The organism is Rhizobium laguerreae, assembly GCF_002008165.1.
Classification (GTDB): domain Bacteria; phylum Pseudomonadota; class Alphaproteobacteria; order Rhizobiales; family Rhizobiaceae; genus Rhizobium; species Rhizobium laguerreae.
This window is the reverse complement of record NZ_MRDM01000017.1, coordinates 245,377-267,202: the sequence shown is the minus strand read 5'-3', so window position 1 is coordinate 267,202 and position 21,826 is coordinate 245,377. Positions and strand designations below refer to the sequence as shown.

21 protein-coding genes are annotated in these 21,826 nt (G+C 62.2%); 16 read left to right on the top strand and 5 right to left on the bottom strand.

The features are described from left to right. The first annotated feature begins 168 nt into the window (after window positions 1–168). The 8 genes from tkt (at window position 169) to BS630_RS25210 (ending at window position 10,061) form a co-directional block, all read left to right on the top strand. On the top strand, window positions 169–2,142 hold the full coding sequence (gene tkt, locus BS630_RS25245) for a transketolase (RefSeq protein WP_077979553.1): 1,974 nt from the start codon (window positions 169–171) through the stop codon (window positions 2,140–2,142). A gap of 81 nt (window positions 2,143–2,223) precedes the next feature. Continuing rightward, a complete protein-coding gene (gap, locus tag BS630_RS25240; RefSeq protein ID WP_077979663.1) occupies window positions 2,224–3,234 on the top strand; it encodes a type I glyceraldehyde-3-phosphate dehydrogenase in 1,011 nt (336 codons plus the stop codon). A gap of 249 nt (window positions 3,235–3,483) precedes the next feature. Continuing rightward, complete coding sequence (locus tag BS630_RS25235) at window positions 3,484–3,798, top strand: hypothetical protein (protein ID WP_027668246.1); 315 nt, start codon at window positions 3,484–3,486, stop codon at window positions 3,796–3,798. A gap of 113 nt (window positions 3,799–3,911) precedes the next feature. Continuing rightward, the gene (locus tag BS630_RS25230) at window positions 3,912–4,091 is read left to right on the top strand and encodes a hypothetical protein (protein ID WP_020051550.1); all 180 of its coding nucleotides are present in this window, start codon (window positions 3,912–3,914) and stop codon (window positions 4,089–4,091) included. Window positions 4,092–4,581: 490 nt separating this feature from the next. After that, window positions 4,582–6,456, top strand: a complete 1,875-nt coding sequence (locus BS630_RS25225) for a potassium/proton antiporter (RefSeq protein WP_026158864.1) — start codon at window positions 4,582–4,584, stop codon at window positions 6,454–6,456. Window positions 6,457–6,526: 70 nt separating this feature from the next. Continuing rightward, on the top strand, window positions 6,527–7,729 hold the full coding sequence (locus tag BS630_RS25220; protein WP_170269174.1) for a phosphoglycerate kinase: 1,203 nt from the start codon (window positions 6,527–6,529) through the stop codon (window positions 7,727–7,729). Window positions 7,730–7,954: 225 nt separating this feature from the next. Next, window positions 7,955–8,980 carry a class I fructose-bisphosphate aldolase gene (locus BS630_RS25215; protein WP_077979551.1) on the top strand — a complete coding sequence of 342 codons (1,026 nt, stop codon included), beginning with the start codon at window positions 7,955–7,957 and terminating at the stop codon, window positions 8,978–8,980. A gap of 157 nt (window positions 8,981–9,137) precedes the next feature. Continuing rightward, window positions 9,138–10,061 carry a PhzF family phenazine biosynthesis protein gene (locus BS630_RS25210; protein ID WP_077979550.1) on the top strand — a complete coding sequence of 308 codons (924 nt, stop codon included), beginning with the start codon at window positions 9,138–9,140 and terminating at the stop codon, window positions 10,059–10,061. Window positions 10,062–10,106: 45 nt separating this feature from the next. Here the strand turns inward: BS630_RS25210 and BS630_RS37460 are convergent, their stop codons facing one another. Further along, entirely contained in the window at window positions 10,107–10,271 is a 165-nt protein-coding gene (locus BS630_RS37460) for a hypothetical protein (protein ID WP_003542801.1), read from the bottom strand. A 172-nt stretch (window positions 10,272–10,443) separates the two neighbouring features. Between BS630_RS37460 and BS630_RS25205 the strand changes: the two genes are divergently transcribed. The 3 genes from BS630_RS25205 (at window position 10,444) to rcdA (ending at window position 12,862) form a co-directional block, all read left to right on the top strand. Then, window positions 10,444–11,742: an MFS transporter gene (locus tag BS630_RS25205; protein WP_077979549.1), complete on the top strand. Its 1,299-nt coding sequence runs from the start codon at window positions 10,444–10,446 to the stop codon at window positions 11,740–11,742. A 21-nt stretch (window positions 11,743–11,763) separates the two neighbouring features. Then, window positions 11,764–11,955, top strand: a complete 192-nt coding sequence (locus BS630_RS25200; protein ID WP_003542803.1) for a DUF1192 domain-containing protein — start codon at window positions 11,764–11,766, stop codon at window positions 11,953–11,955. A 391-nt stretch (window positions 11,956–12,346) separates the two neighbouring features. Beyond that, window positions 12,347–12,862 carry a protease adaptor protein RcdA gene (rcdA, locus tag BS630_RS25195; RefSeq protein WP_003542804.1) on the top strand — a complete coding sequence of 172 codons (516 nt, stop codon included), beginning with the start codon at window positions 12,347–12,349 and terminating at the stop codon, window positions 12,860–12,862. A gap of 190 nt (window positions 12,863–13,052) precedes the next feature. Here rcdA and rpmE read toward each other — a convergent pair whose 3' ends face one another. Continuing rightward, the gene (rpmE, locus tag BS630_RS25190; RefSeq protein WP_003542805.1) at window positions 13,053–13,274 is read right to left on the bottom strand and encodes a 50S ribosomal protein L31; all 222 of its coding nucleotides are present in this window, start codon (window positions 13,272–13,274) and stop codon (window positions 13,053–13,055) included. Window positions 13,275–13,466: 192 nt separating this feature from the next. Here rpmE and BS630_RS25185 point away from each other — a divergent pair, with 192 nt between their 5' ends. The 5 genes from BS630_RS25185 (at window position 13,467) to BS630_RS25165 (ending at window position 18,631) form a co-directional block, all read left to right on the top strand. After that, complete coding sequence (locus tag BS630_RS25185) at window positions 13,467–15,269, top strand: ABC transporter transmembrane domain-containing protein (protein WP_077979548.1); 1,803 nt, start codon at window positions 13,467–13,469, stop codon at window positions 15,267–15,269. Window positions 15,270–15,411: 142 nt separating this feature from the next. Next, window positions 15,412–16,404 carry a Bug family tripartite tricarboxylate transporter substrate binding protein gene (locus BS630_RS25180; protein WP_077979547.1) on the top strand — a complete coding sequence of 331 codons (993 nt, stop codon included), beginning with the start codon at window positions 15,412–15,414 and terminating at the stop codon, window positions 16,402–16,404. Window positions 16,405–16,578: 174 nt separating this feature from the next. After that, window positions 16,579–16,767: a YegP family protein gene (locus tag BS630_RS25175; RefSeq protein WP_003542808.1), complete on the top strand. Its 189-nt coding sequence runs from the start codon at window positions 16,579–16,581 to the stop codon at window positions 16,765–16,767. A gap of 267 nt (window positions 16,768–17,034) precedes the next feature. Further along, on the top strand, window positions 17,035–17,373 hold the full coding sequence (locus BS630_RS25170; protein WP_077979546.1) for a YciI family protein: 339 nt from the start codon (window positions 17,035–17,037) through the stop codon (window positions 17,371–17,373). A gap of 7 nt (window positions 17,374–17,380) precedes the next feature. After that, a complete protein-coding gene (locus BS630_RS25165) occupies window positions 17,381–18,631 on the top strand; it encodes an RNA polymerase sigma factor (protein WP_077979545.1) in 1,251 nt (416 codons plus the stop codon). Here the strand turns inward: BS630_RS25165 and BS630_RS25160 are convergent, their stop codons facing one another. The 3 genes from BS630_RS25160 to BS630_RS25150 form a co-directional block, all read right to left on the bottom strand. Further along, the gene (locus BS630_RS25160) at window positions 18,632–19,663 is read right to left on the bottom strand and encodes a peptidoglycan -binding protein (RefSeq protein WP_077979544.1); all 1,032 of its coding nucleotides are present in this window, start codon (window positions 19,661–19,663) and stop codon (window positions 18,632–18,634) included. Window positions 19,664–19,666: 3 nt separating this feature from the next. Beyond that, the gene (locus BS630_RS25155; protein ID WP_077979543.1) at window positions 19,667–20,770 is read right to left on the bottom strand and encodes a MotA/TolQ/ExbB proton channel family protein; all 1,104 of its coding nucleotides are present in this window, start codon (window positions 20,768–20,770) and stop codon (window positions 19,667–19,669) included. A gap of 112 nt (window positions 20,771–20,882) precedes the next feature. Next, window positions 20,883–21,683, bottom strand: coding sequence for an inositol monophosphatase family protein (locus BS630_RS25150; protein WP_029871935.1), 801 nt, complete (start codon window positions 21,681–21,683; stop codon window positions 20,883–20,885). Window positions 21,684–21,826: the final 143 nt, after the last annotated feature.

The window sequence follows — 21,826 nt, the reverse complement described above, 5'->3', positions numbered from 1 at the left end:
TCATTTGTACAATCGCGCGATCAAATGTCAAAAATCGCCGCTGCACGCCCGGATTTGGCCTGCCATTTATTGACTTGCCCGTCCCAACTGCTATGTCTCTGCCGCTTTCACTCGATGGTCTTGGAGGCTCGAGGCCATCCCCCGACACCCGGAACTTGCGGAAAAGCCATGACCTCTCCCGAACAACACGACCGGATGGCGAATGCGATCCGTTTTCTCGCCATGGACGCCGTTGAAAAGGCGAACTCCGGCCACCCGGGCATGCCGATGGGCATGGCTGACGTGGCGACGGTCCTGTTCACCAAATATCTGAGGTTCGATCCGAAGAAGCCGCACTGGCCGAACCGCGATCGCTTCGTGCTGTCGGCCGGCCATGGCTCGATGCTGCTCTATTCGCTGCTGTATCTGACCGGCTATCCCGATATGACGATCGAGGATCTGAAGCAGTTCCGTCAGCTCGGCTCGAAAACCGCCGGCCATCCGGAATACGGTCATGCCACAGGCATCGAAACGACGACCGGTCCGCTCGGCCAGGGTATCGCCAATTCCGTCGGCATGGCGATTGCCGAACGCAAGCTGCGCGAGGAGTTCGGCTCCGATCTCCAGGATCACCATACCTATGCGATCTGCGGCGACGGCTGCCTGATGGAAGGCATCAGCCACGAAGCCATCGCGCTCGCCGGCCACCTGAAGCTCAACAAGCTCGTCCTGTTCTGGGATAACAACTCGATCACAATCGACGGCGCCGTCTCGCTGTCGGATTCCACCGACCAGGTCGCCCGCTTCAAGGCGGTACACTGGAACACGATCGAGATCGACGGTCACGATCAGGCCGCCATCGCCGACGCGATCGAAGCGGCCCACAAGTCCGACCGCCCGACCTTCATCGCCTGCAAGACGATCATCGGCTTTGGCGCCCCGAACAAGCAGGGCACCCACAAGGTTCATGGCAACCCGCTCGGCGCCGAGGAAATCGCCGCCACCCGCAAGGCTCTGAACTGGGAATCCGAAGCCTTCGTCATCCCGTCTGATGTGCTCGACAGCTGGCGTGCAGCCGGCGCTCGCTCGGCCGACCTCGTCAAGTCCTGGGAAGACGGTCTTGCCAAGGCTCCGGCCAGGGCCGAGTTCACCCGCCGCATGGCAGGCGATCTGCCGGAAGGCTTCGACGCCGCGATCAGCGCATACAAGAAGAAGCTCGCCGAGACCAAGCCGACGGTTGCGACCCGCAAGGCTTCGGAAGACGCGCTCGAGGTCATCAACGGCTTCCTGCCGGAAACGCTCGGCGGCTCCGCCGACTTGACGCCGTCGAACAACACCAAGACCAGCCAGATGCATTCGATCACCCCGACGGATTTCGCCGGTCGTTACATGCATTGGGGCATCCGCGAGCATGGCATGGCGTCTGCTATGAACGGCATTGCGCTGCATGGCGGCCTCATCCCCTATAGCGGCGGCTTCCTGATCTTCTCGGATTATTGCCGCCCGCCCATCCGCCTTGCTTCGCTGATGGGCATCCGCGTCATTCACGTCCTGACGCATGACTCGATCGGCGTCGGCGAAGACGGCCCGACGCACCAGCCGGTCGAGCAGCTCGCCGGTCTGCGCGCCATCCCGAACCTGATGGTCTTCCGTCCGGCCGACGCCACGGAAACGGCGGAATGCTGGCAGATCGCCATCAAGACGCACAACCGTCCCTCGGGCCTTGCTCTGACGCGCCAGAACCTCACGCCGTCCCGCACCGAATACAGCGAAAAGAACCTCTGCGAACAGGGTGCCTACACGCTGGCCGGCAAAGCCGACGCCAAGGTGACGATCTTCGCCTCCGGCTCGGAAGTCGAAATCGCCGTTGCGGCGCGTACGGCACTCGAAGCCAAGGGCGTCACCGTCCGCGTCGTATCGGTTCCCTGCACGGAACTGTTCTTCGAGCAGCCGGAAGCCTATCGCAAGGAAATTCTCGGCAACTCGCCGGTCAAGATCGCCGTCGAAGCCGCCGTTCGCGAAGGCTGGGATGCGTTCATTGGACCGGAAGGTACCTTCATCGGCATGAAGAGCTTCGGCGCTTCCGGCCCGGTCAAGGAAGTTTACAAGCATTTCGGCATCACCGCCGACGCCGTCGTTGCGGCCGCCGAAGCAAAGCTTTAATGAGGGCGCCTTGAGGCGCTCTCCATCTCCTCAATTCCAGGCCCTCGCTATCGGGCCCTACTCTATCGGGAGTGAATGAACATGACAGTCAAGGTTGCCATCAACGGTTTCGGCCGCATCGGCCGCAACGTCCTTCGCGCCATCGTCGAATCCGGCCGCACCGACATCGAAGTCGTCGCCATCAACGATCTCGGCCCGGTTGAAACCAACGCCCACCTGCTGCGCTACGACTCGATCCACGGCCGCTTCCCGGCAACGGTGAAGGTCGAGGGCGACACGATCATCGTCGGCAACGGCAAGCCGATCAAGGTCACGGCGATCAAGGATCCGGCAACGCTCCCGCACCGCGAACTCGGCGTCGACATCGCGATGGAATGCACCGGCATCTTCACCGCCCGCGACAAGGCTGCCGCTCACCTGACGGCCGGCGCCAAGCGCGTCATCGTCTCGGCGCCTGCCGATGGTGCCGACCTCACGGTCGTCTTCGGCGTCAACCATGACCAGCTCACCAAGGAGCACTTGGTCATCTCCAACGCGTCCTGCACCACCAACTGCCTGGTACCGGTCGTGAAGGTTCTCGACGACGCCGTCGGCATCGACCACGGCTTCATGACGACCATCCACTCCTACACCGGCGACCAGCCGACGCTCGACACGATGCACAAGGATCTGTATCGCGCCCGCGCGGCCGCCCTTTCCATGATCCCGACCTCGACGGGTGCAGCCAAGGCAGTCGGCCTCGTTCTGCCGCATCTGAAAGGCAAGCTCGACGGCACCTCGATCCGCGTTCCGACCCCGAACGTTTCGGTCGTCGACTTCAAGTTCGTCTCCAAGAAGGCGACCAGCGTTGGCGAAATCAACGAAGCCATCATGGCTGCTGCCAACGGCAAGCTGAAGGGCATCCTCGGCTACACCGACGAGCCGCTCGTCTCCCGTGACTTCAACCACGACAGCCACTCCTCGATCCTCGCAACCGATCAGACCAAGGTCATGGAAGGCAACTTCGTGCGCATCCTGTCCTGGTACGACAACGAGTGGGGCTTCTCCAGCCGCATGTCCGACACGGCAGTCGCTTTCGCCAAGCTCATCTGAGCGCTCTTGAGGCATCGACATGCAAGCGGCCCGGGAAACCGGGCCGCTTTTTGTTGCCGTGCCTCCAAACGAAGGCAGCCTTCCCGCACTGGCATCTTTTCGCCCCTTGCCCGGGTGAGATCTGTTAGAATACGTCACCTGGACATTTCAAAATGCCCAGTTTCCTCACGCCGCATCGGCCACCGGCCAGGTACGGAACGCCAATACCGTGCGTCAGCACTGTCGCCCGCATGAAAATGAGAGAGATGGATGGATTACTTTACCGTTGAAATCGCCGGCCGCGCCATTGCCAGTTTTCGCTCGGAAAATCACGAGGAAGCGACGCATTTCTTCGAGGCGGAAGACTTTCGCGACGATTTGACCGTCCTGGAATCCGAAGGCCAGCCTCTTTGGGACCGCAAAGCGACCCTGAGCCTGCGCAAGGCAACGGCCGAGGAAGCAAGCGAAGTCGAGCACGCCTATGAATTCGACGACGATCCCGAACGGACCATCGAGGACGAGTTCGTCGTTTTCCTGGTCCCGGTCGCGGATCTGACCGACGAGGGCGAGGACACAGAAGACTGAGCGCCGATCCGCACCGGCTTCGCTGCACGGGTTGGCAATCCGCTGGCCAAGCGTGCTAGATTGAAGAAATACGCAGCGCTGCACAATGGCTAATGAGCCAAGGGAGGTGATAAATGGCAGAGGCACAAAAGCGCTTGTCCCATACCACTCTCAAACGGCGGCAGCGGTTTCACCCCAAGCGGGACGTCAGACCTGCCGTGCTGGCAAAGGCCAATCGTCTGGTCATCTCGGCTGCCGCGTTCATTGGCCTCTCGTTTCTCGCCATCGTCATACTTCAGGCAGTGTTGGGATAGCAGAGCAATGGCCGGCCGGCCGCTTCCGGCACAAACGACAGCCGGCGGCTCTCGCTGGCCGGCCGGCATTTCCACCCGATATCGAAATATCTCAGCGCTCATTTTCCCCTCTCCGCATCCGCGCGTGCAATCCAGTCTTCCCGTGATTGGACAAGGCAAACGGGCCGCGTGAAAGGAGGAGCGTGTCTTATGTTGTTGCCATTCGCAGATACCGGCAGGAAAAATCCGAGCCTGTCTCTTTTGCCCTGCTCTCGCCTGATTTTCCTATACATTCTTTATAGAGACTTTCTCCCGTAGCATTCCGTGTCGGTTGGCCGTCCGGCAGCTCAGCAGCATGAAGCAGCATCGCGACGAGGTTAAGCCGCAAGGCCTACCCTTCTCTGACGTTTTGCCGTTTACTGACGGATCGCCGCGCGTGACGGAGGGGGTGAATTAAGGCGGATCGGCCGGGCGGGTGTGTTCGCGAAGCAGTCGATGGAAAGGGGTGGGCATGGAAGCGTTCTATATCGTGGTGCTGGTTTCGACGGCACTCGTGCTTCTTGCCGCTTTTTCGAGCCTGCTCGCCTTCCGCTTCGGCGCCCCCCTGCTGCTGCTCTTCCTGATGATCGGCCTTGCTGCCGGCGTCGATGGCCTCGGCATCGAGTTCAGCAACAATTATCTCGCCTATATTCTCGGCTCCATCGCGCTGGCCGTCATCCTGTTCGATTCCGGCTTCGGCACGCCGATACAGGCCTTCCGGCTGGCGGCCGTGCCCTCTCTGGCGCTCGCCTCGGTCGGCGTGCTGATCACCGCCTCGCTCTTTGCCTTCGCCGCCATGTGGCTTTTGAATTTCACCTGGCTGGAAGGACTGCTGCTCGGCTCGATCGTCGCATCGACGGATGCCGCCGCCGTCTTCTTCCTGCTGCGCATTGGCGGCATCAACATCCGTGACAAGGTGCGCTCGACGCTGGAAGTCGAATCCGGCACCAACGACCCGATGGCGATCTTCCTCACCATCGCCCTCGTCGAGGTGCTGGCGAGCGGCGAGCGTTATGCCGGCATCAATATCGGCATGCTCGCCATGTTCGTGCAGCAGATGGGCCTCGGCGTCATTCTCGGCCTGCTCGGCGGCATGATGATCGTGCTGATCGTCAGCAAGCTCGATACCGATCGCGGCCTGACACCGATCTTCGTGCTGGCGCTCGCTCTTCTCGTCTTCTCCTTCACCGGCGCGGTTGGCGGCAGCGGATTCCTCGCCGTCTATGTTGCCGGCATCTACGCCGGAAACCGCAAGATGCAGGCGATCGGCACCATCAAGCGCTTCCAGGACGGCATGACCTGGCTGGCGCAGATCATCATGTTCCTGGTGCTCGGCCTGCTCGCCACGCCGTCGCAATTCCCTGCCATCATCGTGCCGGCCATCCTGCTCGCCCTCTTCCTGATCTTCGTCGCCCGGCCGTTGGCGATCTGGCTGTCGCTGCTTCCCTTCGATTACACGCAGCAGGAAATCGGCTTCGTTGCCTGGGTCGGCCTGCGCGGCGCCGTCTCCATCCTGCTTGCCATCATGCCGATCCTCGGCGGGCTTGAGAACGGCCAGATCTATTTCAACACCGCCTTCATCATCGTGCTGGTCTCGCTGCTCCTCCAGGGCTGGACGATCAAACCCGTCGCCAAGAAGCTCGGGCTGATCATTCCGCCGCGCATCGGCGCCGTCGACAAGGTTGAGGTCGACCTGCCGGGCGCAGCCAACCACGAACTGCTCTCCTACCGCGTCATCAAGGATAGCCCGGTGCTGCGCGGCGAGCGCATTCCGCGCTGGGCGACCCCCTCGCTCGTCATCCGCGACGGCAAGTCGATGCGCTATCAATATGCCGGGCGGCTGCGCGAGCACGATCTCGTCTACCTCTTCATCGTGCCGAGCTATTCCCGCCTGCTCGACCGGCTCTTCGCCAGCCGGGCGCCTGTCGATGACGACGATGCCGAATTCTTCGGGGCCTTCGCGCTCTCTCCCGCCCGCCCCGCCGCCGATCTCGACGCCGCCTATGGCCCCGGCCTGCTCAACGAATCCGAAAAGGGCCTGACGATCGCCGAATTGATGCGGCAGCGGCTCGGCGGCAAGGCCGATTATGCCGACCGCGTCCGCCTCGGCTCGATCATCCTCATCGTCCGCGATCTCGACGAGCACGATCACATCACCTCCGTCGGCATGTCGCTCGAAGCAGTCGAACCGGCAATTACGCTGCCGATCTTCCTCAATCTCAAGGACATCATCCAGCGCATCCGCGACCGACTGAACGGACGCCGGAACCGGGAAACCGCAGCTTCCGAAAGCACACCGAAACCACCAGCCGGACGCGACGAAGGCACACGCGAAAACGGCCGCTGAACGCCTTGCGTCTCGAATGATCCTTGCTATGTTCGGCGCAACTTTCGCCAACCACGACAGGATCCTCCCCATGCCTTCTTTCAAGACCCTCGACGATCTTTCCGACATCCGCGGCAAGCGCGTTCTCGTCCGCGTCGACCTCAACGTCCCGGTGAAAGACGGCAAGGTCACCGATGTGACGCGCATCGAGCGTGTGGCGCCGACGATCCTCGAATTGTCCGAAAAGGGTGCCAAGGTGATCCTGCTGGCCCATTTTGGCCGGCCGAAGGATGGCCCTTCGCCGGAGCTGTCGCTGTCGCTGATCGCCCCTTCCGTCGAGGAAGTGCTTGATCATGCCGTGCTGACGGCCTCCGACTGCATCGGCGAAGCCGCCGCCTCCGCCGTTGCCGCGATGAATGACGGCGATATCCTGCTTCTGGAAAACACCCGCTTCCACAAGGGCGAGGAAAACAACGACTCCGACTTCACCAAGGCGCTTGCCGCCAACGGCGACATCTACGTCAACGACGCCTTTTCGGCCGCCCACCGCGCCCATGCCTCGACCGAGGGTCTTGCCCACCACCTGCCGGCCCATGCCGGCCGCACCATGCAGGCCGAGCTGGAAGCGTTGGAAAAGGGCCTCGGTGATCCCGCTCGCCCTGTCGTCGCGATCGTCGGCGGCGCCAAGGTCTCCACCAAGATAGACCTGTTGATGAACCTCGTGAAGAAGGTCGATGCGCTCGTCATCGGTGGTGGCATGGCGAATACCTTCATCGCCGCCCGCGGCACCAATGTCGGCAAGTCGCTCTGCGAACATGATCTTGCCGAGACCGCCAAGCAGATCATGATCGAGGCGGCTACCGCCGGCTGCGCCATTATCCTGCCCGAGGATGGCGTGATCGCTCGCGAGTTCAAGGCGGGTGCCGCCAACGAGACGGTCGATATCAACGCCATTCCTGCCGATGCCATGGTGCTCGATGTCGGCCCGAAATCCGTTGAGGCCATCAATGCCTGGATCGAGCGCGCCGCAACCCTGGTCTGGAACGGCCCGCTCGGCGCCTTTGAGATCGAACCCTTCGATGCTGCAACGGTCGCTGCCGCGAAATACGCCGCTGGGCGCACCATAGCCGGCAAGCTCACCTCCGTTGCCGGCGGCGGCGACACCGTCTCGGCGCTCAACCATGCCGGCGTTGCCGACGATTTCACCTATGTTTCGACCGCCGGCGGCGCCTTCCTCGAATGGATGGAAGGCAAAGAGCTTCCCGGCGTCGCCGTCCTCAACGCTGCTAGATAACTACCCAGACTGATTTCGCAGATTTTACATGTGGATAGACCGTGGAAGAAAAGAAGCTTCCGCGGTCTTTTGCTCAGATGATGAAAAAAATCCCAAATTTTCAAACGATTGAATTGGATTCAATCGTTTCAATGACTTAGCCTTCCATTTTCCTCGCTATCAACTTCTGTTATCCGCGTTCTATATTCCTCAAGTGCCGATGTTTATTGTTGTGGAGAGAACGAAATGAGCGAACGACTGGAAGACATTGCAGTGCAGATGGTTGCGGGCGGCCGGGGGCTGCTCGCCGCCGATGAATCGACCTCCACCATCAAGAAGCGTTTCGACACGATCAACCTCGAATCGACCGAAACGAGCCGGCGGGACTACCGGGAAATGCTCTTCCGCTCCGACGAGGCGATGAAGAAATATATCTCCGGCGTCATCCTCTTCGAAGAGACGTTGTTCCAGAAGGCCGCGGACGGCACGCCCTTCGTCGATATCATCCGCGCAGCCGGCGCCATCCCCGGTATCAAGGTCGATACCGGCGCCAAGCCGATGGCCAAATATCCCGCTGAAACCATTACCGAAGGCCTCGACGGCCTCGGCGAGCGCCTCGCCAGATATTATGAAGCCGGCGCCCGCTTCGCCAAGTGGCGCGGCGTCATCGCCATCTCGTCAATCTTGCCGACCCGCGGTTCCGTCCGCGCCAACGCTCAGGCGCTTGCTCGTTATGCCGCACTTTGCCAAGAAGCCGGGATCGTTCCGATCGTCGAGCCGGAATGCCTGATGGACGGAAAGCCGGGCGACCACAATATTGACCGCTGCGCCGAAGTGACCGAATCCACGCTGCGCATCGTTTTCGAGGAACTGGCCGAGGCCCGCGTCAACCTCGAAGGCATGATCCTCAAGCCGAACATGGTGATCGACGGCAAGAACGCCCGCAAGGCCTTGGTCGCCGAAGTTGCAGAACGCACCGTCAAGGTGCTGAAGGCGACCGTACCTCCCGCTGTTCCCGGCATCGCCTTCCTTTCCGGCGGCCAGACGACCGAAGAAGCGACAGCCCATCTTTCGGCGATCAATGCCAGCGGCGACCTGCCCTGGTTCGTCACCTTCTCCTACGGCCGCGCCCTGCAGGACAGCGCGCTCAGGGCCTGGAACGGCAAGCAGGAAAACGTCGCTGCCGGCCAACGCGAATTCACCCACCGCGCCGAGATGAACAGCCTTGCCGCCAAGGGCAGCTGGAAGAAAGACCTGGAAAAGGCCGCCTGAGTTTTTGGAGGTTTGAACTAATGGGCAGGGAGCGGCGAACGCAGCTTCCTGCCCTCTCTGCCGTTTCCTTCCCTCTCATTGTCACGGCGACAAGAAACCGCTTCGTTCCGCGAAAAACCGTGATTACTCATAGCGCCCTGTCACAGCAGGAGCCGCCATGAACACCCTCTCCTACGTCACCGTCGATGTCTTCACCTCCACCCGCTTCGAGGGCAATCCGCTTGCTGTCATCTCCGATGCGCGCGGTCTGAGCGATGCGGCGATGCAAAAGATCGCCACCGAGTTCAATTATTCCGAAGTCACCTTCGTCCTGCCGCCGGAAGACCCGCAAAATTCCGCCCGCGTGCGCATCTTCACCCCGACGATGGAAATACCCTTTGCCGGCCATCCGAACGTCGGCACCGCCTATGTGCTCGGCCAGCAGGCGGAGATTTTCGGCAAGCCGGTCGGCGATACGCTGCGTTTCGAGGAAAAGGCCGGCATCGTCGAAGTCAGCCTGAAACGCAGCGGCGGAAAGGTTGCTGGTGCCGCCATCCGCGCGCCGCAGCCGCTGACGATCGGCGACACCATAGCCGCGGAAACCATCGCCGGCTGTGTCTCGCTCGACCCCGGTGTCATCGTCAGCACCACCCATGCCCCGGCCTTTGCATCCGTCGGCCTGAATTTCGCCGTTGCAGAAGTGAATGGGCTCGAGGCGCTGGCCGCCGTCCGCCCAAACCTTGCCGGGTTCCAGGCAGCTGCCGGCCGCCAGGCGACCAGCGGCCACGACTTCTCGCTCTTCCTCTATGTGAGGACAGCCGAAGATCCATGGAATATTCGCGCCCGCATGTTCGCGCCCCTCGACAATGTGCCCGAGGATCCGGCAACGGGCAGCGCTTCTGCCGCGCTTGGCGCCTATCTCGTCTCGCTTGCGCTGGAGGCCGATATGAAAGTCCGCATCGCCATTGAACAGGGCGTCGAAATGGGCCGCCGCAGCGTCATCACCCTTGATGTCGTGAAATCCGACGGCATCGTCACCGATGTCGTCATCTCGGGAGGCTGTGTATCCGTCATGCGCGGCGAAATTAGCTTGCAAGACTGACGGTCGCAGCCCGGACCGTACCCCCGCGTTACACGTAATCCGGGGTTACATCAGGAAATCGCGCGAAAGCAGAGCCACTGCCCATACGGCGAAAGCGATCAGCGCGAGCTTCCAGAAATCCATTCGCCGCCTGAGGCCGGGAAGCCCGAGCGGCTTGATCACTTGTATCGCCATGGCAAGGATGAGCAGCAAGGCTATCAGCTTTGTCATGCTTTATTTTTTCCGTTTTTCGGAATGTCACAGGACGGACATTTTTCCGCGCGAACAAGAGGATCTCGACACGCCGTAAAGACATTCCGGGGCACAATCAATCATCTTGAGGCTGGGCTGACGCAGGTCCTGCCTTATGTCATTGCAAATCGCTAAGACTGAGTCTGGGGAAATGAAGAGAAATCTGCTGTCCGTCGCCGCGCTGCTCTTTGGCACGCTCTTCCTTTTCATGGGCAACGGCCTGCAGGGCATCCTGCTTCCGGTGCGCGGCAATCTCGAAGGCTACGGAACGACGACGCTTGGCCTGCTCGGCACCTCATGGGCCGGGGGCTTCGTCATCGGCTGCCTGGTTGCGCCGAAGATCGTCCGCCGTGTCGGCCATGTGCGTGCCTTTTCCGGCTTCATCTCGATCATCGCCATCATTGCGTTGGTCAGCGGCATCATCATCGATCCGATCTGGTGGGTGGTCCTGCGCGCCGTCACCGGCTTCTCCACCGCCGGCACGTCTATGATCATCGAAAGCTGGCTGAATGAGCGCGCCAGCAACGAGAGTCGCGGCGCGATTTTCTCGCTCTATATCGGCATCACACTCATCGGCGTCGTCGGCGGCCAGATGATGATCCCGCTCGAGGATGTGCGCACACCGGTGCTGTTCATGATCTGCGGCATCTTCTATTGCATCGCCATGCTGCCGACGACGCTGTCGACCGCCGCTTCGCCGCAGCCGCTGAAGGCGGTGCGCCTCGACCTGCCGGCGCTCTATCGCAACTCGCCGGTCTCCTGCCTCGGCATCTTGCTCGTCGGCATCGCCAACGGTGCCTACGGCACGCTCGGCGCCGTCTTCGGCGCCGGCGCCGGCCTCTCCGACACCAGCATCGCCGTCATGATGAGCGCCACCATCTTCGCCGGGGCCGTGATGCAGCTGCCGGCCGGCCGGCTTTCCGATCGCATCGACCGGCGTTACGTGCTCGCTGCCATGTCGGGGATCGCCGCCCTTGCCGGCCTGCTGATCTTCCTGCTCCACCCGACGTCCCCCGCCTTGCTGATCGGGCTCGTCGTCCTTTACGGCGCCGTGGCGAATACGCTCTATCCGATCGCCGTCGCCCACGCGAACGACTTCGCGGCATCGGAGGATTTCGTCAAGGTCTCTGGCGGCCTGCTGCTGCTCTATGGCATCGGCACGGTGATCGGCCCGACGCTCAGCGGTCCCGTCATGTCGGCGATCACACCACATGCGCTTTTCCTCGTCACCGCCATCGCCCATGTGCTGATCACCGTTTATGCCATCATCAGGAGCCGCATCCGCGCCGCGGTCCCCGCCAGCGACCGCGACGCCTACACGACGATCCCGACCGGCACCTCGGCGATCCTGACACCGCAAAGCATGTCGCTTGCCGATCGCGGCGCCGGCAAACCTCCCGAAGCCGGAAAGTCTCCCGAAAGCGACGATCCTGCTGTAAAGTTTGGTTAGGCAGCGAACGGAGGACGAACCATGAGCTTCATCGATGATGACCGGCCGCAGAAGAAAGTCGCCCACGAGATCGGCGCCGATCTCTCCATGCTTTCGGTCGACGAATTGAAGGCGCGGGTGGAATTGCTGAAGACGGAGATCGCCCGTCTTGAGGCCGAGGCCGCCCGCAAAGCCTCCGGGCGGCAGGCGGCGGAAAGCTTCTTCCGCTCGTGATCCGATAAAAACCTCGAAAAACAAGGCTATAGGCGGATGAAATAGCCCGCCTCAAGTCTTAATCCGGCACAATGTTAATAAAATATTAAGCTTTATAAGGTATTACTGTATTCATCCGGATTTCCTCTGGATCTCAGACAGTTTTCCAAGCGGTGAATTGGTCTGATTTTTCTCCCTGTTTTACCTTGAGAGCCGCGTTTGCGGCTCTTCTTTTTCCTATGGCCGGCGCACTTCCACCAAACTGTGGAGATTAACCCTTTCTTAAGAAACGGCTTGCGCATTTGGGCTAATGATACCATCTTAAAGTCATAAAGACCGGGCCTGGAAACTTTTCCGTCGGCACCGGCGTTACCTGACTATATGTAGCTGCGTGCGAACAGGGACTATTGCGATGTCGGAAGTTGGATTGAACACGATCAGTTTTGCAGGCCGCGCCGCTGCATCCTCGCAGTTCAAGGCACTTTATGCGGAAGGCATGTCGCTGGTTGAAGAGACTGCCGCTTATCTCGACGGTCAGGGCCGCGCCGCCTCCAAGGTTCTGCCGCGGATGGCCTCGGTTCTCTACGCGGCGGAATCGATGCGTCTCACCACCCGCCTGATGCAGATGGCCTCCTGGCTGCTGTTGCAGCGCGCCGTCAACAATGGCGAAATGTCTCGCGATCAGGTGCTGGCTGAAAAGAACAAGGTTCGCCTCGACGGCTTCAACGTCGACCGCGCCGCACCCGGCTGGGGCGACCTGCCGGAATCCTTCCGCGACCTCGTCGAACGCTCGCTGCGTCTGCAGAACCGCATTGCCCTGCTTGACCGCGAGATCTACCGCCCGTCCGAAGCGGTGATCGTTCATGACAATCAGAACAGCGTCCAGGCCCAGCTTTCCCTGTTGCAGACCGCCTTCGGCAACAACTGACCGGACTTGCAAGAATTCGAATACAAACCGGCTGCGTCTTACGCGGCCGGTTTTTTTGTTTTGCCGCTCACCACCGGCATCCCTGGAACGTCCTTTGCACGTCCGAAAAGACGCGCGGCGCTGTAAGCCGTTGCGAACGCAAAAAAGCCCGGCGAAACCGGGCTCTTCGAATTCCGTCGAGCAAAAGCGATTAGAGGCCGAGGCCGCCGAAACGCTTGTTGAACTTGGAGACGCGGCCACCGCGGTCCATGAGCTGCTGATTGCCGCCGGTCCAGGCCGGATGCGACTTGGAATCGATTTCGAGGTTCATGACAGCGCCCTCCGAACCCCAGGTCGAGCGGGTTTCGTACTCAGTGCCATCGGTCATGACCACCTTGATCATGTGATATTCGGGATGGATGCCTGCCTTCATAACAATCTTCCTGCGATACCGGAGTTCAATTTGCCGCATGCAGTTGCGGCCAACGAACCGATTGAATAAATGAAGCCGCAGTCGGATGGCTACGGCTTCCCATTAGGATGCGGTGCCTATACATGAAGGACGCCTAGATAACAAGAGCCAACAGGCCGCATTGCGCGGGTCCTGCGGGCGATCGGAGACGATTTGGCAGAGCAGGCACGGGCTGAGGAAAACAAGACGCGATCGCTGCGACCGCTCGGCAGGCTGACGCCCTATGTCATGCGTTATCGCGGCCTGGTGGCCGGTGCGCTGATGTCGCTGGCGCTTGCCGCCATCACCTCGCTGGCGCTGCCGCTCGCCGTGCGTCGCATGATCGATCACGGCTTCACCCAGTCCGACGGCCGCTTCATCAACAGCTACTTCGCCATGCTGATGGTCATGGCCATCGTGCTCGCAGTCGCCAGCGCGCTGCGCTATTATTTCGTCATCACCATCGGCGAGCGCATCGTCGCCGATCTCCGCCGCGACGTCTTTTCCCATGTGACCAGGCTGTCGCCCTCCTTCTTCGACGTCAACCAATCCGGCGAGATCGTCTCGCGGCTGACCGCCGATACGACGCAGATCAAGTCCGCCGTCGGCGCCACCGCCTCGGTAGCGCTCAGGAACTTCATCCTCTGTATCGGCGCCATGGGCATGATGATCGTCACCTCGCCGAAGCTTTCGAGCCTCGTCATCGGAGCGATCCCGCTGATCGTCTTCCCGCTCGTCGCCTTCGGCCGCTCGGTGCGCAAGCGCTCGCGCGCCGCCCAGGATACGCTGGCCCATGCCTCCGCCTTCGCCAATGAGACGATTGGCGCAACCCGCACCGTCCAGGCCTTCAACGGCGAGGATGCCGCAGCGACGCGTTACGGCACCGCCGTCGAATCCGCCTATGAGGCCGCCCGCGCCGCCATCCGCTCGCGCGCACTGCTAACCGGAATCGCCATCACGCTGATCTTCGGCAGCGTCGTCGCCGTGCTCTGGGTCGGCGCCCACAGCGTGCTTGCCGGCACGCTTTCGGCCGGCACGCTCGGCCAGTTCCTGCTCTATGCCGTCATCTCCGCCGGTTCGCTGGGTGCGCTGTCGGAAGTCTGGGGTGAACTCTCGCAGGCAGCCGGTGCTGCAGACCGGCTAAGCGAGCTTCTCGACGAGGTCTCGCCGATTACAGCCCCCGCCAGCCCCGAGCCGCTTCCTTCGCCCAGCCGCGGCCGCGTCGAATTTTCAGGCGTGCATTTTGCCTATCCCTCGCGCCCCGGCAAATCGGCGCTGCATGGCTTAAGCTTCGCGATCACGCCAGGTGAGACCGTCGCCATCGTCGGCCCTTCCGGTGCCGGCAAGAGCACCGTATTCTCGCTGCTGCTGCGCTTCTACGATCCGCAGCAGGGCAGCGTGAAGATCGATGGTGTCGACGCGCAGCTGACAACACCCGATGAGCTGCGCCAGCGCATCGCCATCGTGCCGCAGGACGTCACCATCTTTGCCGCCTCGATCCATGACAACATCGCCTTCGGCCGTCCCAGTGCCTCGCGTGACGAGGTCCGCGCCGCAGCCCTTGCCGCCCAGGCCGATGAATTCATCGCCCGGCTGGACCAGGGCTACGAGACCGAGGTCGGCGAACGCGGCATCACGCTCTCCGGCGGCCAGCGCCAACGCATCGCCATTGCCCGCGCCATCCTGAAGAACGCGCCCGTGCTGCTGCTTGACGAGGCAACCTCGGCGCTCGACGCCGAAAGCGAGACGTTAGTGCAGAAGGCGCTCGATGGACTGGTTGACGGCCGCACGACGCTCGTCATCGCCCATCGCCTGGCAACGGTGCTGAAGGCCGACCGTATCCTCGTCATGGATCAGGGCCGGGTCGTCGAAGAGGGCACGCATCAGAGCCTGATCCGCCACGGCGGCATCTATGCGCGGCTGGCGCGGCTGCAATTCGACGCCGCCAATGAGGATGTGCTCGCTGCCGCGAAATAGCCGGCGCGCACTTCTCCCGCCAACAGCGACTAAAGTTGGAACCCGCCGCGCTTCTCTACGGTTGTCTTTCGCGCGTCCTGCCCTAAGCTCTTCATTCCCCGGGTGGGGATATTGCTGCTGAAATCCTTGGGAGGAGATAGGAATGGCGCTTTCCGATATGACGCGACGTGCGGGCCTTGCGCTCGGTTTCGGTATGCTTGCGGCCATTGCCGCTGGCGCCTCTGCCACCGCTGCGGATTTTCCCGATCGCGCGATCACCATGGTCGTGCCCTTCGCGGCCGGCGGCTCGACCGATGTCGTCGCCCGCATCGTCGCGCAGAAGATGTCGGAGGATCTCGGCCAACAGGTGATCGTCCAGAACGTCGCCGGCGCCGGCGGCAATCTCGGCGCCGGTAACGTCGCCCGCGCCGAACCGGACGGCTACACCATCCTGATGGGCACGGTCGCGACCCACGCCCTCAATCCGCTGATCCTGAAATCGACGCCATATGACGCCGAAAAGGATTTCGCACCGATTTCGCTGCTCGTCGTCGTGCCGAATGTGCTGGTCGTCAATCCGGAACTGTCGGCAAAGACCGTGCAGGAACTGGTCGCCCTGCTGAAGGCCGAGCCCGACAAATACAGCTACGCCTCATCGGGCAACGGCACGCCTCTGCATCTTTCCGGCGAACTCTTCAAGTCCATGGCCGGCGTCAGCATGCAGCACATCCCCTATAAGGGTGCTGGTCCGGCATTGAACGACGTCATCGGCAACCAGGTGCCGATCATGTTCGACAACCTGCCCTCCTCGTCGAGCCACATCAAGGCCGGCACTCTGCGGGCGCTGGCGGTGACCACGGCCGAGCGCGCGCCCTCCTTCCCCGACGTACCGACCGTCGCCGAGTCAGGCATTCCAGGTTACGAGACCTATACTTGGAACGCGCTTTTCGCCCCGGCCAAGACGCCGAGCGAGGTGGTGATGCGCCTCAACGCCTCGGCTAAAAAGGCGCTCGCCGACCCAGCCGTCGCGGAACGGATGAAAGAATTCAGCGCCACCATCGTCGGCTCGACGCCGGAGGAACTCGCCGCCCATGTGAAGGCCGAACTCGCCAAATGGGGACCGGTCGTCAAGGGCGCGAACATCCAGATGGAGTGACCCAGACTGTATAGGCGCTGGCGCCCTCATTCGCTTGCGTCCAATGGAAACGGTGGCAATTGGACGCTAAGCAACCCAATCCTGATTAAGGCAGTGGAAAAGCTCGCCATTTTGATCTAGCTTCCGCTAAGCTGATGGTTGCAATTCAGCGTTTTGGGATTTCGGGAGACATCTATGTATAAATTCGAAGTCTATAAGGATAAGGGCGGGGAGTTCCGCTTCCGCTTCAAAGCATCGAACGGGGAAGCCATGTTCTCCTCCGAGGGCTACAAGGCGAAGGCGTCCGCCATGAGTGCCATCGAATCCATCAAGAAGAACACGCCAAGCGCCGAGATCGTCGATCAGACGAAGGCCGAATCCTGAGCAGGCCGGCAGCGGCGGCGTGATTGCCGCCCCTGCCCTTTCGCGTCCGTAAGCAGCGCCGGTGCCCTTGAGCCCGGCACTTGCGATTTTCAGCGCCATTTTTCTTTTTCGCGTATTTTTTTGAAAGCCATGTCGAAACGACCGGTGGCCGCGCCTCATTGTTTTGGAACGGCTCCGCCGCTCCGCCGGGCTTCACGGCTTTCGGGATATCGGTCCCCGACGCCGGCATGCCCGGATCAACGTCAGCAACGAGATCAGGAGTTTTCCATGCAATATGCTCTCATCATTCGCGAAGCCGCCGAGGATTTCGCCCGCCGCAGCGATCCCGCCTATCGCGACGGCTGGGTCGCCTACAGCCAGGCGCTCGCTCAGGCAGGGATCATGACTGGCGGCGCCGGGCTGACCGGCCCGGAGACCGGCACGATCGTGCGCCGCAAAGGCGAGGACCACGATGTGCAGGACGGCCCCTATCCGGACGGCAAGGAACAGCTCGGCGGCTTCTATCTGATCGACGTCCCCGACATGGACACCGCGCTCGAATGGGCAACCCGGGTTCCGATCTCCGACAAGGGTTCGGTCGAGGTGCGCCCGCGCCTGCAGATGTGAGGTGGTCATGCCGCCCGATGCCGGACGCGCTGCCGAAAAGGTGGCGCGTCAGTCCTACGGCAAGCTGATCGCCTTTCTCGCCGCCCGCTCGCGCGACGTGCCGGCGGCAGAAGATGCATTGTCGGAAGCGCTGGCTTCGGCGCTTCGCGTCTGGCCGGAGCGCGGCATTCCTGGCAATCCGGAAGCCTGGCTGCTGGTGGCTGCCCGCCGCAACCTCATGCAGGCTGCTCGCCACCGCACTGTCGAGGCCAATGCACAAACGACGATATCGGTCGCCTTCGAGGAGGCGGAGGAACGCATGAATGCGGCTGGCAGTGCCGTCTTTCCCGATGAGCGGCTCAAACTGCTCTTCGCCTGCACCCATCCCGCCATCGACAGCTCCGTGCATACGGCGCTGATGCTGCAGACCGTTCTCGGCATCGAGGCGAGAACCATCGCACGGACCTTCGTCGTTTCGCCGGAAACAATGAGCCAGCGGCTGGTGCGGGCCAAGGTGAAGATCCGCGATGCCGGCATTCCCTTCGCCGTCCCGCCTCGCCCCGCCTTGCCCGGGCGGCTCGTCACGGTGCTTTCGGCGATCTACGCGGCCTACGGTCTCGGCTGGGACGGTCTCGACGGTGAGGAAGAGCGCCATTCGCTCGCCGGCGAGGCGATCTGGCTCGGCCGTGCGCTTCTGGCGGTGCTGCCGGATGAACCGGAAGCGATCGGCCTACTGTCGCTGATGCTCCACTGCGAAGCCCGCCGCAGCGCCCGGCGCGACGATAGCGGTCGATATGTGCCACTGGACGAGCAGGACGCGGCCGCGTGGAACGTGATCATGATTGCCGAGGCGGATGCACTGCTGCGGAAGGCCAGCGGCTTCGACCGTTTCGGCCCCTTCCAGTGCCAGGCGGCGATCCAATCCGTGCATGCAGCGCGCCGGCTGTCGGGAACGACCGACTGGCAGGCGCTGACGACACTTTACGCAGCGCTGGTGATGATGAAGCCGACGCTGGGTGCGCGTGTCAGCCAGGCTGCGGTGATCGGTAGGGCCACGAGCGCGACTGCCGGCCTGGTGCAACTCGACAAGCTCGATCCGCGCGACATCGCAAGCTACCAGCCCTACTGGGCGGCGCGTGCCTTTCTCCTGACCCAGGCCGGCGATGATACCGCGGCAGCCGATGCCTATATGACAGCCATCGGCCTTAGCGACAGCCCCGCCGTGCGCGATTTTCTCACCGGCCGGCTAAAGGAAGCGCGGCAGGCGATATCAAGTTAATCACTTCTCGGTCAGCTTCAGCTCGATGCGGCGGTTGGTAGAGCGCGCATCCGGCGTATCGCCAGGCGCGATCGGCTGGAATTCGCCGAAGCCTGCGGCAACCAGCCGGTCGGCCGGCACGCCCTGTGCGATCAGGAACTTGACGACCGAAATCGCGCGCGCCGAGGAGAGTTCCCAATTGTCGCGATAGCGGCCCGTTCCGCCAAGCGGCACATTGTCGGTATGGCCATCGACGCGCAGCACCCAGTTGATCTCGGGCGGAATTTCCTTGGCGAGATCGAGAAGGGCGGTAGCAAGCTTCGCCATCTCGGTCTGCCCCTCCGGGTTGAGATCGGCGCCGCCCGAGGGAAACAGCACCTCCGACTGGAAGACGAACCGATCGCCGACGATGCGGATATTCTCGCGGTCCGAAAGGATCTCGCGCAACCGGCCGAAGAAGTCGGAACGGTAGCGGTTCAACTCCTGAACGCGCGCGGCGAGCGCCACATTGAGGCGGCTGCCGAGGTCGGCGATCTTGGTCTGCGAGACTCGATCTTTCTCCTCCGAGGCCTGAAGGGCTGCTTCGACGGCGGCAATCTGGCTGCGAAGCGCTGCGATCTGCTGGTTCAGCAGCTCGACCTGGCTGAGCGCCCGCTCGCTCACCTGCTTCTGCTCGTCGAGCTCCTGCGTCATCGAGCCGATCCGCTTTTGCGCCGCATCCTGACCACCCGAACCGGCATTCAGCAGCGCCTGCAGTCGCGACCGGTCACCTTCGGCGCTGGCAAGCGAGGCCTGCAGATTGGCGACCGAATCCTGGAGATCCTGATTGCTGCCCTTTTCAAGCGCGAGAAGCTGCGTCAGCTCGTTGATCTGACTGTTGAGACGATTGAGCACCTCATCGCGTCCGCTAATCTCGCGGCTGAGGATGAATTGCCCGACGACAAAGACCGTCAGCAGGAACATGATGGAAATGAGCAGCGTCGACAGCGCGTCGACGAAACCCGGCCAGTAATCCACCGTGCGTTCGCGGCGCCGGTTGCGGGCAAGAGCCATGGCTTACTTGCCCTCGCTCTTTTCTGCCTGGCTGGCGCGGTCGCGCAAGCGCTCGCCCCTCTCGCCGCCGCGCTCCTGCACGCCGATGCGTTCGGCAAGCCGGTCGAGCGTGCGACGCATCGCCTTGGCCTCGTCCTGCTGCGCCTCGATCCAGTCGCGCAGCATCTGCTGCTCGTTGCGCATGTTCTTGACGAGGCCCTGAATGCCTTCGGCAAGGCTTGCCATGGCGGCGACGGAGCGCTGGCTGCCGGCGCCGCCCTCTTCGGAGACCTTACGCAGATAATCGGAGAGCGCGCGCATGTCGTCCGAGGAAGCGCCGGCAACGGCGTCGAGAGCCGGCGCAAGATCGGAGCCGACATCCGTGACCGAGGACAGCCAGTTTTCCAGTTCCATGTAGAAGCGGTTCTGCGCGCGGCCCGCCTGCAGGTCGAGAAAGCCGAGAATGAGCGAACCGGAAAGGCCGAGCAGCGAGGAGGAGAAGGCCTGGCCCATGCCCGAAAGCGGCGTGGAAAGCCCTTCCTTCAGCGCCGAGAGCACGTCTCCAGTACCGTTGGAGCCGGCATCGAGGGACTGGATGACAATGCTGATCGAACCGATCGTGCCGATGAGGCCCCAGAATGTGCCGAGCAGGCCGAGGAAGACCAAGAGGCCGATCAGGTAGCGCGAAACGTCGCGCGATTCGTCGAGGCGGGTGGCGATCGAATCGAGAATCGAACGCAGCGCTGTCGTCGACAGTGCCAGTGAGGACTTGCGGCTGCCGAGCAGCGCCCGCATTGGCGCAAGCAGCCGCGGATTGCGGTTGACCTTGTCGGCGCTGCCGGCGGCGCGGAAGGAATTAAACCAGCGCACCTCGGGTCGAAGCGCCAGTACATGATTGAAAACAAGAATGATTCCGACCGCGAGAACGCCGAGGATCAGGCCGTTGAGGCCCGGATTGTGCATGAAGGCGGTCTGCGTCTGCCGGAAGAGGATGGCGGCGATAAAACCGACGATGACGAGGAAAAGCAGCATCGTCCAGAGGAAGGGCATGGGGCTCGAAAGCCTGTAGGCATAAGTGCCCGCCGTCTTTTCGGTGGAGCCGATCTCCGCCACATTCACATTTTCCATAGGTTACGCAGCCTCCGGATTCCCTGCTGGCGGAGACTAGAACAACATTGTGCCGAATTGAAGTATGCCGGGGAGAAAACCGTGACTTTACAACAGCCAGATTTTCGTTCGGTCACTTGGCGGGAACCGGCCGCTTGACGACTTCGATCAGCGCCTTGTGGATAATCTCGTTGCCGGCGACGATTGTGCCGCTCTCCAGCATCGTTGCGCCACCGTCCCAGTCGGTGGCGAAACCGCCGGCTTCGCGGATGAGCAGGATGCCGGCCGCCATGTCCCACGGCGCAAGCTCGGCCTCCCAGAAACCGTCGAAACGTCCGGCCGCGACATAGGCGAGGTCGAGGGTCGGCGAGCCCAGGCGCCGGATGCCCGCCACTTCGCCCATCACGTGGCGAAGCTCGACCAGGAACTTGCCGTGATTGCGCTTGCCGAGCGCCGGCACGCCGCAGCCGATGACGCAATCCGACAGCGCCCGGCGCGCGGCGACGCGCAGGCGCCGGTCGTTAAGGAAGGCGCCGCCGCCGCGCTCGGCGGTATAGAGTTCGTCGGTCGCCGGATTGAAGACGACGGCTGCAACGATCTCGCCATTGCGTTCGAGCGCGATCGAGACAGCGAAGGCCGGGATGCCATGCAAAAAGTTCGTCGTGCCGTCGAGCGGGTCGACGATCCAGCGATGCGCGCCGTCGGTGCCCTTGATTTCCTCGCTTTCCTCGCCGAGGAAGCCATAGGTCGGACGCGCCTTGAGCAGCTCTTCCTTGACGATCTTTTCGGCCTTGCGATCGGCGGTGGAAACGAAGTCGCCCGGTCCCTTCACGGAAACCTGCAGGTTCTGCACTTCGCCGAAATCACGTCCCAGCGACTTTCCTGCCTTGAGGGCAGCCTGAACCATGACATTGAGAAGAGCTGAACGGGCCATCGGCGCATTTTTCCTTGGGACTGATACGGGGCGCGCGCGCTGCCAGGGGCGGGAAGTGTCCCTGAACATGCATAACAGGCAGCGCTGCGAAGATTGGCGGCCTCAAGACCACAAAATCAGGGAAATTTCAAGGGGAGGCACGC

Excerpts from the sequence above, each read along its gene's own strand:
- tkt (WP_077979553.1), top strand. The coding sequence starts at position 169 with ATGACCTCTCCCGAACAACACGACCGGATGGCGAATGCGATCCGTTTT.
- gap (WP_077979663.1), top strand. The coding sequence starts at position 2,224 with ATGACAGTCAAGGTTGCCATCAACGGTTTCGGCCGCATCGGCCGCAAC.
- BS630_RS25235 (WP_027668246.1), top strand. The coding sequence starts at position 3,484 with ATGGATTACTTTACCGTTGAAATCGCCGGCCGCGCCATTGCCAGTTTT.
- BS630_RS25230 (WP_020051550.1), top strand. The coding sequence starts at position 3,912 with ATGGCAGAGGCACAAAAGCGCTTGTCCCATACCACTCTCAAACGGCGG.
- BS630_RS25225 (WP_026158864.1), top strand. The coding sequence starts at position 4,582 with ATGGAAGCGTTCTATATCGTGGTGCTGGTTTCGACGGCACTCGTGCTT.
- BS630_RS25220 (WP_170269174.1), top strand. The coding sequence starts at position 6,527 with ATGCCTTCTTTCAAGACCCTCGACGATCTTTCCGACATCCGCGGCAAG.
- BS630_RS25215 (WP_077979551.1), top strand. The coding sequence starts at position 7,955 with ATGAGCGAACGACTGGAAGACATTGCAGTGCAGATGGTTGCGGGCGGC.
- BS630_RS25210 (WP_077979550.1), top strand. The coding sequence starts at position 9,138 with ATGAACACCCTCTCCTACGTCACCGTCGATGTCTTCACCTCCACCCGC.
- BS630_RS37460 (WP_003542801.1), bottom strand. The coding sequence starts at position 10,271 with ATGACAAAGCTGATAGCCTTGCTGCTCATCCTTGCCATGGCGATACAA.
- BS630_RS25205 (WP_077979549.1), top strand. The coding sequence starts at position 10,444 with ATGAAGAGAAATCTGCTGTCCGTCGCCGCGCTGCTCTTTGGCACGCTC.
- BS630_RS25200 (WP_003542803.1), top strand. The coding sequence starts at position 11,764 with ATGAGCTTCATCGATGATGACCGGCCGCAGAAGAAAGTCGCCCACGAG.
- rcdA (WP_003542804.1), top strand. The coding sequence starts at position 12,347 with ATGTCGGAAGTTGGATTGAACACGATCAGTTTTGCAGGCCGCGCCGCT.
- rpmE (WP_003542805.1), bottom strand. The coding sequence starts at position 13,274 with ATGAAGGCAGGCATCCATCCCGAATATCACATGATCAAGGTGGTCATG.
- BS630_RS25180 (WP_077979547.1), top strand. The coding sequence starts at position 15,412 with ATGGCGCTTTCCGATATGACGCGACGTGCGGGCCTTGCGCTCGGTTTC.
- BS630_RS25175 (WP_003542808.1), top strand. The coding sequence starts at position 16,579 with ATGTATAAATTCGAAGTCTATAAGGATAAGGGCGGGGAGTTCCGCTTC.
- BS630_RS25170 (WP_077979546.1), top strand. The coding sequence starts at position 17,035 with ATGCAATATGCTCTCATCATTCGCGAAGCCGCCGAGGATTTCGCCCGC.
- BS630_RS25165 (WP_077979545.1), top strand. The coding sequence starts at position 17,381 with ATGCCGCCCGATGCCGGACGCGCTGCCGAAAAGGTGGCGCGTCAGTCC.
- BS630_RS25160 (WP_077979544.1), bottom strand. The coding sequence starts at position 19,663 with ATGGCTCTTGCCCGCAACCGGCGCCGCGAACGCACGGTGGATTACTGG.
- BS630_RS25155 (WP_077979543.1), bottom strand. The coding sequence starts at position 20,770 with ATGGAAAATGTGAATGTGGCGGAGATCGGCTCCACCGAAAAGACGGCG.
- BS630_RS25150 (WP_029871935.1), bottom strand. The coding sequence starts at position 21,683 with ATGGCCCGTTCAGCTCTTCTCAATGTCATGGTTCAGGCTGCCCTCAAG.